This window comes from Schaalia odontolytica, from assembly GCF_002847525.1.
In the GTDB taxonomy this organism is placed as follows: Bacteria; Actinomycetota; Actinomycetes; order Actinomycetales; family Actinomycetaceae; genus Pauljensenia; species Pauljensenia odontolytica_B.
Map to the genome: position 1 here is coordinate 15498 of NZ_PKKM01000001.1, position 15318 is coordinate 30815.

At 64.1% G+C, this 15318-nt stretch carries 8 protein-coding genes and 5 tRNA genes; 8 read left to right on the plus strand and 5 right to left on the minus strand.

The window, feature by feature from the left end; genetic code table 11:
- Positions 1-78: 78 nt before the first annotated feature.
- A complete protein-coding gene (locus CYJ22_RS00075) occupies positions 79-1866 on the minus strand; it encodes a chloride channel protein (protein ID WP_101600169.1) in 1788 nt (595 codons plus the stop codon).
- A gap of 50 nt (positions 1867-1916) precedes the next feature.
- Positions 1917-3917: an alpha/beta hydrolase family protein gene (locus tag CYJ22_RS00080; RefSeq protein WP_101600171.1), complete on the minus strand. Its 2001-nt coding sequence runs from the start codon at positions 3915-3917 to the stop codon at positions 1917-1919.
- Between the two features lie 134 nt (positions 3918-4051).
- On the opposite strand from CYJ22_RS00080, the gene dxs reads away from it, so the two are divergent.
- The gene (gene dxs / locus CYJ22_RS00085) at positions 4052-5953 is read left to right on the plus strand and encodes a 1-deoxy-D-xylulose-5-phosphate synthase (protein WP_101600172.1); all 1902 of its coding nucleotides are present in this window, start codon (positions 4052-4054) and stop codon (positions 5951-5953) included.
- Positions 5954-5963: 10 nt separating this feature from the next.
- Here dxs and CYJ22_RS00090 read toward each other — a convergent pair whose 3' ends face one another.
- The 3 genes from CYJ22_RS00090 to glgX form a co-directional block, all read right to left on the minus strand.
- Positions 5964-7208: an HRDC domain-containing protein gene (locus CYJ22_RS00090; RefSeq protein ID WP_101600174.1), complete on the minus strand. Its 1245-nt coding sequence runs from the start codon at positions 7206-7208 to the stop codon at positions 5964-5966.
- Positions 7209-7733 (minus strand): DUF3000 family protein, encoded by a 525-nt coding sequence (locus CYJ22_RS00095; RefSeq protein WP_207760488.1) that lies wholly within the window; start codon positions 7731-7733, stop codon positions 7209-7211. It lies immediately after the preceding gene.
- Between the two features lie 142 nt (positions 7734-7875).
- Entirely contained in the window at positions 7876-9987 is a 2112-nt protein-coding gene (gene glgX / locus CYJ22_RS00100) for a glycogen debranching protein GlgX (RefSeq protein ID WP_101600178.1), read from the minus strand.
- Between the two features lie 153 nt (positions 9988-10140).
- Between glgX and CYJ22_RS00105 the strand changes: the two genes are divergently transcribed.
- From CYJ22_RS00105 to CYJ22_RS00140, 7 genes are all read left to right on the plus strand, one after another.
- Positions 10141-10213: transfer RNA gene (locus CYJ22_RS00105), tRNA-Gly, on the plus strand.
- A 1-nt stretch (position 10214) separates the two neighbouring features.
- Positions 10215-10286, plus strand: a tRNA-Val gene (locus tag CYJ22_RS00110).
- 56 nt (positions 10287-10342) lie between these two features.
- Positions 10343-10415 (plus strand) — tRNA-Gly (locus CYJ22_RS00115).
- A gap of 34 nt (positions 10416-10449) precedes the next feature.
- A tRNA-Cys gene (locus CYJ22_RS00120) sits at positions 10450-10520 on the plus strand.
- Position 10521: 1 nt separating this feature from the next.
- A tRNA-Val gene (locus CYJ22_RS00125) sits at positions 10522-10596 on the plus strand.
- 441 nt (positions 10597-11037) lie between these two features.
- Positions 11038-12672 (plus strand): DUF5979 domain-containing protein, encoded by a 1635-nt coding sequence (locus CYJ22_RS00135; protein ID WP_007590405.1) that lies wholly within the window; start codon positions 11038-11040, stop codon positions 12670-12672.
- Between the two features lie 621 nt (positions 12673-13293).
- Positions 13294-15192, plus strand: coding sequence for a DUF5979 domain-containing protein (locus tag CYJ22_RS00140; RefSeq protein ID WP_101600180.1), 1899 nt, complete (start codon positions 13294-13296; stop codon positions 15190-15192).
- Positions 15193-15318 lie beyond the last annotated feature (126 nt).

Here is a 15318-nt window from a genome sequence, read left to right on the forward strand (position 1 = left end):
GGAATTGCATGCGGTTTTGTGTGCAGTCCGACCGAGCTGTGTCGTGCTGTATGGTCCGCAGGTATCGGGTTCTTCGCGCTAGCGTGTCTTCCTGCGCTCCTGCATGCGCGAGCCCCACGACGTCTGCGTGCGGGCCTCGATCGCGCGGCGCTGATCGCGGTACATGCGATCCACCAGGTCGCGCTCGGACACCCAGCCGATGACTTGGCGATCCTCATCCACGACGGGCAGCGACTGCAGGCCTGTGCGCCGCAGCGCACCGAGAACCTCGGACGGGGGAGCAGAGGCTGCCACGGCCTCGTCGATGAGAGGCAAATCCGACAGGGGAGCGTCCAGCGATCCGTCCTCCTGCGTGAGCTCAGCCAGGCGCAGCGACGACACGAGGCCGATGAAGTGCCGCTCTTCATCAACGATGGGCAGAACCGTTTCTTTCGTGCGGCGCAGGGCGGCAATCGCTGACGCGGCGCTCGCCCGGTACGAGAGTGTCTCTGGCGCCTCCGTCATCCACTCGGACGCCGCGCGAGTGCCGAGCAGCGTGCCCTCGACCGGGTCGTCGAGCACATCACCGCGTCGGCGCAGCTTCTCCGTGTAGATTGTCGCGCGAGTCAGGAAACGCGACGCACCCGTCGCGATCACGACCGCGAGCATCATCGGCAGGATCAACGAGAACTGGCCGGTCATCTCCACGATGATGAGGACCGCCGTCATCGGGGCGCGCGCGGCACCCGCGAAGGCGGCTCCCATGCCCACCACGGCAAACACGCCGACGGGAGAATCGGACAGGGGAGAGACGAGATCTCCGAAGGCGGCGCCCGCCATCGCGCCGATGAATAGCGTGGGCGCGAAGACGCCGCCCGAACCGCCCATACCAATCGTGAACGACGTGAACACAGCGCGGCCCAGCATGAGGGCCAGCAGGAACGCGATCGAGTAGTTCCCCGCGATTGCCTCCTCCTCGAGCGGATAGCCCGAGCCGAACATGTACGGGAAAGCAACGAGTGCCGCGCCGAGGGCGAGGCCGAGCACGCCCGGACGCGCCCACTCCGGCAGGTGCGTGCGTGCCCACAGCCAGTCGATTGCGTCCTCCGAGGCATACAGGAGCTTCGAGAAACCGAGGCCGCACAGCCCCGCGACGAGGCCGAGGAGCGCCACCCACCAGATGTCCGACATTGACGCGAAGGTCAGGTTGTCGGCGACGCGAATGACCATCTCATCGCCCTGCAGTATGCGCGCGACCACCGAGGAGGTCACGGCTGAGAGCACGACGAAGCCGAAGGTCTCGGCCGTGAACTCGACGAGGATCACCTCGAGGGCGAACACCGCGCCAGCGAGGGGAGCGTGGAATGTGGCCGCAATGCCGGCCGCCGATCCGCACGAGGCCAACAGGACCACGCGGGAGACGGGCATGCGCAGCCACGACGCGATGGTGGATCCCAGCGATGCGCCCACCTGCACGATCGGACCCTCGCGTCCCGCCGACCCGCCCGAGCCGATGGTGAGGGCCGAGGCCAGGATCTTGACGATGGCGACACGCCCAGGGATGCGCCCTCCCTTACGGCGTACCGCGAGCATCACCTCAGGGATGCCGTGCCCCTTCGCCGAGGGCGCGAAGCGCTGAATGAGCGGCCCGTACAGCAGGCCGGCGATGGCGGGGGAGAGAAGTAGGAAGAGCCACGGCGCCCAGCCCCACACGCCGTGCGACTGGCCGACGTGGGTCGTGTACTCGTCGAAGCCGGTGGAGACCCACGTCCACGCGCGAATCGCGAGGTTAAAGACGACGGCTGCTGCGCCGACGACTGCGCCAACGAGTGCGGAGGCGACGCCGAGCAGGGAACGATGCGCGGCGACCGTATGGCCGATGCGCAAGCGAGTCCCCGCAGCCGGTTCCTCTGGCTGCGGGGACTGACTAAGAGGTGTCACAGGTTTGCGATCTCCACGTGAATGGGGGCGTCAGTGGCGATGCCCCAGACGGTCCTGTAGAAGGCCAACTCCGACTGCCACGCATCCTTGATGTTGATGGCCGAGCGGAAGAGGTGTCCCTCTCCCTGGTAGAGCTTGAGGGCGACCGCGTTACCGTTGGCGCGCAGCGCCTCATACATCTCCTGGGCCTGCGAGGCGGGAACGACCGGGTCGTCGGTGCCCTGCAGAAGCATGAGCGGCGCCTTAATATCACCGACACGGTTGATGGGCGAACGCTGCGCCCACACCGGGTCGGAGGTGTCATCGGTGCCGAGCAGAATCGCGTCGTAGTGCGACTCAAACTTGTGGCTGGTTTCCTTCAACTTCACCAGGTCGGCGATGCCCGAGAACGACGCACCGGCGGTGAACACGTCGGAGGAGGCAAGCGCGTTGAGCACGGTGAAGCCACCGGAAGAACGACCACGGATCGCGATTCGCTTCGGATCGACGCGGCCCAGATCGATGAGGTACTGAGCGCCGTCGACGCAGTCCTGAACGTCCATGACGCCCCAGTTGCCGTTGATACGCTCACGGTAGGGACGGCCGAAGGACGTCGACCCACGGAAGTTCACGTCCAGAACCGCAAAGCCGCGGCTGGTCCAGTACTGGAAGGGAACCTGCAGGCCGGGGCGCGCTGCGTCAGTCGGTCCGCCGTGCACGTTGACGATGAGCGGGGGCAGCTCGCCCTCGGGGGCGGTGAACTCGGGGTTCACGGGCGCGTAGTAGAAGCCGTGAGCCTCCTCGCCGTCCGAGGTTTTCCAGGTGAGCATCTCAGCCGTGGAGACGAGGGCGGTGGGCACCTCGGCCTCCGACGAGGGACGCAGCACCTTGGTCTTGCCACGCGACACCTCGATGATCGCGGGAGCGTGCGTCGCGGAATCCGCGAGGAAGACGACGCGGCCATCCGCAGCGGCGACGTTACCGATCGGCCACCAACCGGTCGCCCACTCCTCGGCCATACCGTTGTCGATGCGTACAGTGCCGATGTGCCAGACCTGGTCCTCGGCCCACGAGCACACGAGGTAGTCGTTGTCGTAGTTGTCGTAGGAGTGCAGGCCCAGCTGCCAGTGCGGGTGCGAGAATGCGTGAGGGCCCGGGTGCAGCGCGCGAGTGCGCAGACGCGAGGTCCAGGCGTTCGTGTCCTCGCCCTCCTGCCACACGAAGCCCTGAGTGCGGTACAGGTTCGCCCAGCCAGAGGAGTCATCCACGTGGATGAGATCGCCGTCGAGCGTCCAGCGCGGCTCGTAGACGCACACGCCCGGGCGATCCACCAGGACGACCTCCTGATCGATGGCGCCCTCGAACGTCAGGGACGCGACGCGCAGCTGCGAGTACGTCCACGGCATGTTCGGGTGGTTCCACGTGATCCAGGCGATCTTCGTGCCGTCGGGGGAGACGGTCGGCGCCTGAGCGAAGTCCGTGCCCTCAAACACCGTGATGATTGCGCTGTCGTCGCGGGCGGCGGAGCCATCGAGAGGAATAGCGACAATCTTGTTGACGGGCTCGCCCGGGGCGGAGTGGTCCTCGGCCAGCGCGTACACGAGGTCGCGCACGTCGGCGATCCAGAAGTCGCCGTAGCGGACCTTCGACAGGGTCGTCAGGGGACGCACGACGCGGCGCGGATCGGCCGTATCAAAGGCGTAGACGCGGCCGTCGGTCTGATCGGAGAACACGATGACGCCGTGGTGGACGGCGTATGCCTTGCCGCCGTACTCGTGCACGCGCGTGCCAACATCGGGCAGGCGGGAACCGTCGATGAGAGGCAGAACCTCGCCCGTTTCCCCCGTACCGCGACGGCGCAGCAGCGTCCCACGTCCGCCCTGGCGCGGATGCCCCTCGACCCAGTAGGTGTCGGGTCCGTCGACGCGAACCTGGGAGAGCGTGACCGAACGGGCAGTGAAAGAATCGCCCGAAATGGGGGACTTCCACAGGCCGTGGGGTGCGACGGTGACGGACATAGTGCCTCCTTAAGCGGTACGGCGAGCCAACACCACCTATCTTAGTGCGCGCGCTTGTCGCCTGCGCGGGCCGAACGTACCTGACATGCACTTTGATCTGTAGATGAGACGCTTCGGCAACTACACTGGTTCTCATGTCTGGAACACGAGAGTCACGCGACCTGCTGTCGCGCTGCAGCGCACCGCGGGAGCTGCGTCGCCTGGAACGCGAGCAGCTGGACGAATTGGCGGCGGAAATTCGCGCGTTCCTGATTGACAACGTGTCGCGCACGGGCGGGCATCTCGGCCCGAACCTGGGCGTTGTCGAGCTGACGATCGGCCTGCACCGGGTGTTCCGCTCCCCGCAGGACACGATCGTTTTTGACACCGGCCACCAGGCGTACGTGCATAAGCTCCTCACCGGACGTCAAGATTTCTCCTCGCTGCGTTGCCCGGGAGGCCTGTCCGGCTACCCGTCGCGCGGTGAGTCTGAGCACGACGTCGTCGAGTCCTCGCATGCGTCGGCGTCGATCGCGTGGGTGGATGGCATCTCGCGCGAGAAGCATCGCCAGGGGGATCGCACGTGGACCGTGGGCGTGATCGGCGACGGTGCGCTGACGGGCGGCCTCGCGTGGGAGGCCCTCAATAACATCGCGACGGCGAAAAATCGCCGCATCATGATTATCGTCAACGACAACGGTCGTTCCTACGCGCCGACGATCGGCGGTCTCGCGGCTCACCTGGACGCGTTGCGCACCTCCGCCAGATACGAGAAGGCCCTGGCGTGGGGCAAACAGCACCTGCTGAGCCACGGTACGCCGGGACGCGCGGCCTACGACGCGCTGCACGGCCTGAAATCGGGCATCAAGGACGCGCTGATGCCCCAGGTTATGTTCGAAGACCTGGGCCTGAAGTACATCGGCCCCGTGAACGGCCACGACATCGCGGCGGTCGAGACCGCTCTGCGCCGTGGTCGCTCCCTCGACGAGCCGGTCCTCGTCCACATGATCACCGAAAAGGGCCGCGGCTACACGCCGGCCGAGGAAGACATCGCTGACCGCTTCCACGCGGTCGGCCCGATTCACCCCGAGACCGGGCTTCCGGTCGCCCCCGAGCGCTTCGGTTGGACGGGAGTCTTTGCCGACGAGATCTGCGCTCAGGCCGCCTCACGCAATGACATCGTCGGCATTACGGCCGCGATGATGCGTCCCGTGGGCCTTGGCCCCATGCACGAGGCCTACCCGGGTCGCGTGATCGACGTCGGCATCGCCGAAGCCGAGGCCGTCGCCTCCGCCGCCGGCATGGCCTACCAGGGCGCGCACCCCGTCGTGGCGCTCTACGCGACCTTCCTGAACCGAGGCTTCGACCAGCTTCTCATGGACGTCGCCCTCCACCGCGCGGGCGTCACTTTCGTACTGGACCGCGCGGGTGTGACGGGCGCGGACGGCGCCTCGCATAACGGTGTCTGGGACATCGCGATGTGCTCGATGATCCCGGGCCTGCGTCTGGCAGCTCCCCGCGACGAGGAGACGCTGCGCGCACGCCTTCGTGAGGCGCTCGACGTCGATGATGCTCCCACCGTCATCCGCTATCGCAAGGGATCGCTGCCCGAGCCCATGCCAGCACTACGCAGCGTTGGGGGAGTGGACATCCTCTTCGACGAGGCAGTGGCTGATTCACGCGCTCGGGTGCTCATCGTGGGCACCGGCGCCTGCGCGCCCGATGCGATCGAGGCCGCGCGTCGCCTGTCGGCCGACGGCGTGAGCGTCACGGTCGCGGACCCGCAGTGGATGATCCCCATCTGCCCGGATCTGGCGACGCTGGCGTGGGACTACGACTGCGTCGTGAGTGTCGAGGACGGTATCGTCCAGGGCGGTTTCGGCTGGTCGCTGCGCGACGCGGTCGCGGAGACGGGTGTTCCCGTGCGCTGCCTGGGCGTGCCGCAGGGATTCCCCGAGCACGGCGACCGCGCGGCCATGATCGCGCAGTTCGGCTTCGACGCGGACGGCATCGAACGCGCGGCCCGCGAGCTCGTCGAGCGAATCGGCGAACGCTAGATCATTCGAATCAGACGCCGAGCGCGTCGCAGATCGGGTCGAGCGTCAGATCGATCTGCCAGTCGCGCGCACCGCGATTGACCATACGCTCCTCGACCTCATCACCCGACGGGCGTGACGGATCCAGAGGAGCCCACGCGAGGTAGCGCTGCACCTGGGGAGCGAGCACAACCTCGGGTGCCAGACCGAGACTCGACGCGACCGAAGCGACCGCGTGACGCACCGTTCCCAGGCGCGCGGCCGAGGCCTCGTCGATGCGATTCCAGTGGCGCGGTTCCGGGATCGATCCCGGCTGCACGGGCTTGCGCTTGGGAGGCAGCTCTTCCTCCGTCATGGCGGCCACGCTGGCGAGGGCTCGCATCCACTCCTCCTCGTACTGGCGGGCGACGGGGGAGCGGAACTCGCTGATGCTCATGAGCGCGCGCTTGTTGCGCGGGGGATTCGAGGCCGCGCGCACGAGGGCGGCGTTGCGCACGAGGCGGCCCGGGCTCAGGTCGATGCGCTGAGCGATTGATTCGCGTGTCTCCCACAGGGCCTTCAGGACCGCGAGGCCGCGCCGCGAACGGATCTTGCCCGCGCCGGGCACAGAACGCCAGCGATCGGGCTTCGGGCCGGGAGGGGTGACCGACAGGGCGTAGGCGAACTCCTGCTGCGCCCACTCCCAACGACCCATCTCATCGAGCCGCTTCGAGAGGCGGTAGTAGAGCTCCGTCAACAGTTCAACGTCGAGGGCTGCGTAGCGCAGCCACTCCTTCGGCAGAGGACGCACCGACCAATCCGAGGCCTGATGATCCTTGACGAGGCCCAGGCCGAGCACCTGCGCGGCGACGGCCGCCAGGCCGAAACGCTCCAGGCCGATGAGGCGCGCCGCGATTTCGGTGTCGAAGAGAGCGGAGGGGCGCAGTCCAACCTGGCGCAGATTCGGCAGATCTTGCAAACAATCGTGCAACAGCCACACGTCCTCCACACCCGGCTGAAGCACGGACAGGTCAGGCAGTGCGTGCGTGTCGATGAGGAACGTGCCCACGTCCTCGCGGCGAATCTGCACGAGGTAAGGATCGGAGCCGTAGCGGAAGCCCTGAGCCCGTTCCACGTCCAGGGCGATCGGAGCCGAACCAGTACTCAGTGCACGAGCTGCGGCCTCAAGGTCCTTCGGGGTGTCAATGACGGCGGGGGTCCCCCCACGCGGCTGCGCAATGAGCTCCGGATTATCCGTATCGCCCTGCGGCAAACCGCCGCCATTGTTGACCAGCACTCAGACTCCTTCGAGATGACGGGCAGGCACGATTCCTGCCGTCCGACGCATGACATCCGCCCAGCCGGACAGATGCTCACCAAGATACTCACTGTTCGGTGTCCACGACGCGCGGACCTCGACAAACAGTGACGATCCGCGCAACTCCAGGCCGCCGAAGGTCTCGCTCATCTCCCGGGTCACCGTGCCGGTCAAGTCGTGGAGACCAGCGCCAGCCGTGTCCAGGCAGTCGAGCATCCAGCCCCAGATTCCCTCCGAGAGCATCGGATCGCCGATCATCTCTGAGTCCACTTGTGCGCGCATCTGAGCGACGACGCGGAAGGTGCCGTTCCAACCGATCTGCTCCACGGGGTCGTGTAGGATCACCATGCGACCAGTCGATAGGGGCTGTCCAGCCTCGTCCTCGTCGGTGGTTCGCATCGCGAGCGCCGCCGTGAAGGGCGCCAAACGACGAGGCGAGGGAACCTCCTCGAGGAGTATGTGCGGCAGGTGGTCCGCCTGTCGCAGGGACAGCAGGGCCCGCATAAACTCCTCGGGCACCGCGTTTTCATTCACAAATCAAATCGTACGGGTGTCCATGCGCCTTTTGGTCCAGACGCGCCGCCAACCTTCATGTCGATAAGTAGCCGGTAGACGTACCCGGAAGGTGGTGGTCAGTGTCGGTGGCCTACAGTCCACGCGGATTGCGCAGAATGAACGACGTGCGCGGCCCGACCTGGACGACGTCGCCCGAGTGGTACTCGTCGCGATCATCATCGCCGGCCGTGTCGACGACGGTGTGCCAGATTTGACCGTATTTCGTGTCTGGAAGCGTGAAGTCGACTGCCTCCGGAGCAGCGTTGAGCAGCAGCAGGAAATCGTCGTCGAGGATGCGGCGACCGTTCGCGTCGGGCTCACGGATGGCATCGCCGTTGTAGAAGACCATCGTCGAGCGCGCCCACGGCTGGTTCCATTCCTCTTCCGTCATGTGTGTGCCCGCCGGGGTGAACCATTCGATCTCGCCGAGCTTGGACTCACCGCCGCGCTGCGCGGGCCCTTCTAGGAAGCGCCGGCGGCGCATCACCGGATGATCGCGTCGCAGGTGGATGAGGTGACGGGTGAACTGCAGGAGCTTGTGATCGTGCTCGTCTAGGTCCCAGTTGATCCACGAGAGCTCGTTGTCCTGGCAGTACACGTTGTTGTTGCCCCGCTGGGTGCGGCCCAGCTCGTCACCGTGGGCGATCATCGGTACCCCCTGGGAGAACATGAGAGTCGTCAGGAAGTTGCGCTGCTGACGGTAGCGCAGCTCGATGATCTCCTCGTCATCCGTGTCGCCCTCGACGCCGCAGTTCCACGAACGGTTGTCGTTTGCGCCATCCGCGCCGCCCTCAAGGTTCGCCTCGTTGTGCTTCTCGTTGTAGGACACGAGGTCACGCAGCGTGAAGCCATCGTGGGCGATGACGAAGTTGATGGACGCCATAGGCTTGCGGCCGGTAGTGCCGTAGAGGTCGGAGGAGCCGGCCAGACGGGATGCGAAGTCGGGGAGCGAGGAGAACTCGCCGCGCCAGAAGTCACGCACCGTGTCGCGATACCTGCCATTCCACTCGGACCACAGGGGAGGGAAGCCGCCGACCTGATAGCCGTCCGCGCCCACGTCCCACGGCTCCGCGATCAGCTTGACCTGTGAGACCACGGGATCCTGGTGGATGAGATCGAAGAATGCGGAGAGTCGGTCGACCTCGGCGAACTGGCGAGCCAGGGTGGAGGCAAGATCGAAGCGGAAGCCGTCCACGTGCATCTCTGTCACCCAGTAGCGCAGCGAGTCCATGATGAGCTGGAGGACCTGAGGGGAGCTCATGAGGAGGGAGTTGCCCGTGCCCGTCGTGTCGAAGTAGTGCTGGCGATCCCCGTCGACAAGGCGGTAGTAGGAGGGATTGTCGATGCCGCGGAAGGAGAGGGTCGGCCCCATGTGGTTGCCCTCTGCCGTGTGGTTGTAGACGACGTCGAGGATGACCTCGATGTTAGCCGCGTGCAGCGCCTTCACCATCGCCTTGAACTCAGAGACCTGTGCGCCGGGGTCCTTTGTAGCCGCGTAACCGTTGTGCGGGGCGAAGTAGCCGATCGTGTTGTAGCCCCAGTAATTCGACAATCCCTTGGCCTGGAGCGTTGTATCGTTCGTGAACTGCTGGATCGGCATGAGCTCGACCGTGGTGATGCCCAGCTTCGTCAGATGTTCGATAATCGCCGGGTGCGCCATGCCGGCGTAAGTGCCGCGCAGCTCCTCCGGGATGTCCGGGTGACGCATCGTCATGCCCTTGATGTGGGCCTCGTAGATGATCGACTCGGAGTAGTCGTGGCCCGGGCTGCGATCCCCCTCCCAGTCAAAGAAGGGGTTGACGACGACGGAGTGCATTGTCGCGTCAGCGGAATCGCCGCCCTTGAGCGTGAGAGGATCATCGGCCTGATAGGAGAGAAGGTCGAGGGAATCTTTGAGCTGTCCTTCGATCGCCTTCGCGTAGGGGTCGAGGAGGAGCTTTGAGGGGTCGCAGCGAAGACCATTGCGGGGATCCCAGGGGCCGTCGATGCGGTAGCCGTAACGCTGGCCGGCCCGCACCTGCGGGACATAGACGTGCCACACGTAGGCATCGACCTCCGTCATGGGGATGCGCATTTCGTTGAGGTCGTCGTCCAAGAGGCACAGCGTCACAGACGTTGCGACCGAGGAGTAGATCGCGAAGTTCGTTCCGGTTCCGTCAAAGGTGGCACCCAGGGGGTAGGCCTTGCCAGGTCGCGTTTCCATACCGACAAGCCTCGCACGAATATGGACTGATAGGCGATAATCCGCCCGAAAATGAGCGTGTGACTTGGATAACGGGGGTTTGGTTTTGCGTTCTGGCCAGATCTTCTGTTAAGGTTTTACCCGTTGCGAAGAACGGTTGACGTTCTGAGAAACGCGGATGTGGCTCAGTTGGTAGAGCATCACCTTGCCAAGGTGAGGGTCGCGGGTTCGAGTCCCGTCATCCGCTCGGGCGATTGGCGCAGCGGGAGCGCGCTTCCCTGACACGGAAGAGGTCACTGGTTCGATCCCAGTATCGCCCACGGTCGTCCTGGTAACAGGATTGGCGGGCTATAGCCCGGCCGCACATGCGGTTCACGCGGATGTGGCTCAGTTGGTAGAGCATCACCTTGCCAAGGTGAGGGTCGCGGGTTCGAGTCCCGTCATCCGCTCTCAATCGGGAATCCACTCGATCCCATTGGGTGTGGTGGGTTGGCCGAGAGGCGAGGCAGCGGCCTGCAAAGCCGTATACACGGGTTCGAATCCCGTACCCACCTCGGGCGATTGGCGCAGGGGTAGCGCGCTTCCTTCACACGGAAGAGGTCACTGGTTCGATCCCAGTATCGCCCACCAGTAAGTCGGATCTGATGATCCGACTTCTTGTTTTTCGCGCTCCCGTCGATTGGCGACGGGAGCTTTTCTGTTCGTATTCTGTTGGCGTCGGGTGTGTCATGTGGTGCCGTGTCGTGCTTGCATATTGTGGGCCTACGCGTTGTCACAGTGGATCTCGAGTGGGCGTGCAGTGTGGCGTGACCCTTCGATTCGCTGACCGACCGGTGAGTTTGTCGGTGTTGTGGGGCGGTTGTTCGCTCATCAGACGACACGCCCGGGTAGCAAATTTTGTCAGTTTATAAATTAGTTCGATAAATCGTGGACATTTGCTTTTGTCGCTCGTGTTAGTTGTGGTGCCCGAGAAACTAATCGCTCCAATTCTTGACCAAATTGCAGGTGATTGGCATAAACTGGTTCGGTATGCGGCGACGCCGTCGCACATCCCGTTGACAGGAGTTTTCTATGGTTGCCCTGAAGCGCCGTCACTTAGGTGTTCTTCTTGCGACTTTCGCATTGGTTCTGAGTTTCTTCGGTCTGGCGCAGTTTGTCGGCGCTCAGGCTCCTGCGCATGCCGCTCCCTTGAGCTGCCCGGCGCCCACCACGAATGTGAGCAACAAGGTCACGTTGGATTGGGACAACGCTCAGCTCGTCGATCATGCCGGCCGCGAAACCAAGGCTGTTGGCGACTGGTGGGACCTCGGCATCAAGCTGCCGTGGAAGACCGACGGTCGTGTGAAGGCCGGAGACTACTTCACCTACGACGCGTCGATCGTCAACGCTGCGACGGGGGAGAGCGTTCTGCGCCCGAACGTTGCCCGTAAGTTCGAGGTCATCTCGAACAACGGTGTCGTCGTCGGCTGCGGCACCTGGGGTGCTGACGGCATGGTCACCGTCGTCTTCAATGAGAAGGTCGAGACCGCCGCGCAGTGGTATGGCCATGTCTCCACCAACGGCCTGACCCACTACACCGGTCCCGGCGGTGAGAAGTACACGGTCAAGCTCGGCAAGAAGGTTGAGCGCGAGCTCGACATGCTGCGCCGCACCCCCGGCGTCCCTCGCTACCAGAAGGACGGTTGGCTGAACCTCGCTGAGGATAAGGATGGCGACGAGAACAAGGCCATCATGTGGCGCGTTGTCTTCCCCGCTGGCGACAAGGCCGTGACCGGCGCGTCGATCGTCGACGAGGTTCCCGCGGGCTCCAACTGGAGCTTCAACTGTGACGTCGTTAATGAGTACACGAAGAACCACACCTACCTGGTGACCGATCCGACCACCTCCGAAGGTCTCCGCCAAGACAACGACACCTCGAAGGGCGCCTTCGGTGCTGCCGCGCAGGTCGAGTGCTCCTCGACCAAGGTGACCGTCACGCTCGCTGAGATTCCCGCGAACCAGTCCGCGATCATCCTGCTGCCCGCCCACATCGAGGGTGCGAAGCGCGCTGGCGACGTCGTGGGCGTCTTCTCCAACACCGTCAACTTCAACGTTCCCGGTGGCAAGGTTGTCGAGCCCATCACGAAGACCCTCCACTACGGTGCGGCTGCCGACGCGTACGCCCACCAGACCTTCTCGGTGACCAAGAAGGTCGAGGGAGATCTGCCCGAGTCCGCTCAGAATCTCGAGTATCCGCTGACGATCACCCTGAAGAATGACGCCGATCCCTCGGTGAACAAGACCTTCGAGGCATCCGTCAAGGCTGGAGAGACCTACACCTATCCCACGTCGCTGCCGCTGGGTACTGTCGTGACCGTTGCTGAGGGCGATCTGCCCGCCGGTGTCGGAATCACCTGGGTCGACGGCGAGAGTCGCGTGTTTGAGGCCGCCGACGGCGTGACCCTCTCGGCGGACAACCGCGAGGCTACCTTCACGCTGAGCGATGATCAGGTCTACTCGCTGACGCTGACCAACACGGTGGCACCGACCCCGACCCCGACCCCGTCCGACACTCCCTCTACGCCCACCCCGACCCCCTCGGCTACCCCTTCGCCCGCTCCGCAGCTGGCAAAGACCGGTACCGATGCGGCTGGCCTGGGTGTCCTGGCTGGAATCGTCGCGATCGCGGGCCTATCTCTCGTGGCGGCCAAGCGTCGCAGCCACTGATGATGACGATGAACCCCTGAGGTGCATGAGTGCCTGAGGGCGCACAGTGGGTGGGATGAGCACTGCTCATCCCACCCACTTCTTTGTGTGCGCTTTCTTAGTAGCGGATCATTCGTGGGGGGAGGGTGTGGGGCGTGCGGACAAAAGTCCTGTCAAAAGATGAGTCGGTGAAAATCCTGCTGAGAATGCCGCGCAGGGTAGTGGTGGACTATGTCGTCATCGCTCATCGTGTGCGGTTGCTTGTGGCGCTTATAGTGGCTTGTCGGAGCCGTTTGGTGACGATGCCCAGAGGTGGGTCGCGCGTGAAATGAAAGTGAGTGGCTCATGGTCGCGTGAGATGCACATGGGCAATTTTAAGCAGAAATGTGACGAAGAGCATCATTTTGTAAAATCCGCGTTTTTCCTGGTCAAACGCGCTTGACCAGCTGTGTGGAAAATTAATTTGGTTCAATTACAGATTCCTTTTGTGAGCAATGTATATGCAGATTGAGCAGGTTTGACAGGGAAATTTTATTTAAATAGTTTTTCACTAATGTGTTGTCTGCTAGCCATTTAGCTTCGTTACTCTATAATTATGTGCTTGAGGCGGTACTGTCTCATGTCCATCGACAGGAGTATTTTATGGTTGCGTTGAAGAGCAGTCGGCTCGGCGCACTTCTTGTAGCTTTTGCTCTGCTAATGAGCTTCTTTGGCGCTTTGCAGCTGTTGACGACCCGCACGGCGTCGGCCACGGCGCTTGCGTGTCCTGCCCCCACGACGAACGTCAACAACAAGGTTGATCTCGACTGGGACAACCTGCAGCTGGTCAATCCTCAGGGTGCGGAAGCGAAGACAATCGCGAACCTGTGGGATGTCGGCGTCAAGCTGCCGTGGAAGACGAACGGTGCCGTGAAGGCCGGCGACTTCTTCACCTATGACGCGACCGTCGCCGAGGCGAACACGGGTCAGCCGATCCTGCGCCCCACCGCCGAGCGTTCCTTTGACGTCCGTTCCGCGACCGGCGTCGTGGTCGGCTGCGGCACGTGGGGCACCGACGGTATCGTCACCGTCGTCTTCAACGAGAATGCCGACGGGGCCGCCGAGTGGGCGGGCTCCGTGACGACGAGCGCCATGATTCAGTACACCGGCCCCGCCAACGAGAACTTCGTGGTGCAGGTTGGTAACAAGGTGGTCTCGCGCAAGGTCAACATGGTCGTGCGCCCCACCGGTGAAGCCCGTACCGTCAAGGAAGGCTGGATTGGCCTGAGTGACAGCGAGGATGGCGATGAGAACAAGGCCATCATGTGGCGCGTGATTCTTCCCGCCGGTGATACGGCCGTGACCGGAGCGTCGATTGTCGACGAGGTTCCCGCCGGTGAAAACTGGAGCTACGACTGCGCCACGGTGACCGACTACGTCAAGACGCACACCTTTGTCGTCGTCGATCCGACCACGCCCGAGGGTAAGCGCCTGAGCAAGGACACCTCGAAGGGTGCCTTCGGTGCTGGTTCGACGGTCGAGTGCACGCCCCAGAAGCTGACCGTGACCTTCCCTGAGATCCCTGCGAACCAGTCGGCGATCGTCGAGATTCCGACTCGTGTCGAGGGCGCCAAGCGTGCCTCCGACATCGTCGGAAAGTTCTCCAACACCGTGAAGTTCAACGTTCCCGGCAAGAAGGTTTCCCCCGTCACGAAGGTGATGCGTTTCGGTGCGGTTGCGGATGCTTTCGCGCACCAGACCTTCTCCGTGACGAAGAAGGTTGACGGCGAGCTCCCCGACAACGCGAAGGACCTCGAGTACACCCTCAACATCACGCTGAAGAACGACGCCGATCCGTCGGTCAATAAGACCTACCAGGCGACCGTCAAGGCGGGTAAGAGCTACAGCTACCCGGGAGCCCTTCCGCTGGGCACCGAGGTGACCGTCTCCGAGGGTGACCTCCCTGCAGCCGATGGCGTGACCTGGAACGAGGCCGAGAGCCGCGTGTTCGATACCGCGCAGGGCGTCACCCTCAAGGCCAACAACCGCGAGGCGACCTTCAAGCTCAGCGAGGATCACCTCTTTGCGCTGAACCTGAACAACAAGCTGGTCCCTACGCCTAAGCCCACGCCGACCCCGACGCCCACGCCGACTCCGACGCCGACGCCGACCCCGACGCCCACGCCGACTCCGACGCCGACCCCGACGCCGACCCCGACGCCGACGCCGACGCCCACGCCGACGCCTTCGGTGACCCCGACGCCGACTCCGACGCCCACGCCGACGCCTTCGGTGACCCCGACGCCGACTCCGACGCCGACTCCGACGCCGACGCCTTCGGTGACCCCGACGCCGACTCCGACGCCGACTCCCTCGGAATCTCCGACGCCCACCCCCACGCCTTCGGAGACCCCGACCCCGACGCCGACGCCCACGCCGTCGACACCCCCCGCACCGCGACTCGCTAAGACCGGTGCAGACGCGACGAGTCTGGGCTTCCTGGCCGGCCTCGTGACGATTGCGGGTGTCTCGCTCGTGGCTGCCAAGCGCCGCAACGGCTGAAACAGAGCAACAGAAAACGCGGATGAGAAGATAACTCCTTCTCATCCGCGTTTTCCTTGTCTGGTTTTGGCGGGCGCTCCATGCTGGCAGGTAGAGGATCCACCGCTTGGCGCTTTGTTCGGTGCT

Bases quoted from the DNA above. Each gene is read 5' to 3' on its own strand.
- CYJ22_RS00080 (WP_101600171.1), bottom strand. From the start codon at position 3,917: ATGTCCGTCACCGTCGCACCCCACGGCCTGTGGAAGTCCCCCATTTCG.
- dxs (WP_101600172.1), top strand. From the start codon at position 4,052: ATGTCTGGAACACGAGAGTCACGCGACCTGCTGTCGCGCTGCAGCGCA.
- CYJ22_RS00095 (WP_207760488.1), bottom strand. From the start codon at position 7,733: ATGCGGGCCCTGCTGTCCCTGCGACAGGCGGACCACCTGCCGCACATA.
- glgX (WP_101600178.1), bottom strand. From the start codon at position 9,987: ATGGAAACGCGACCTGGCAAGGCCTACCCCCTGGGTGCCACCTTTGAC.
- CYJ22_RS00135 (WP_007590405.1), top strand. From the start codon at position 11,038: ATGGTTGCCCTGAAGCGCCGTCACTTAGGTGTTCTTCTTGCGACTTTC.
- CYJ22_RS00140 (WP_101600180.1), top strand. From the start codon at position 13,294: ATGGTTGCGTTGAAGAGCAGTCGGCTCGGCGCACTTCTTGTAGCTTTT.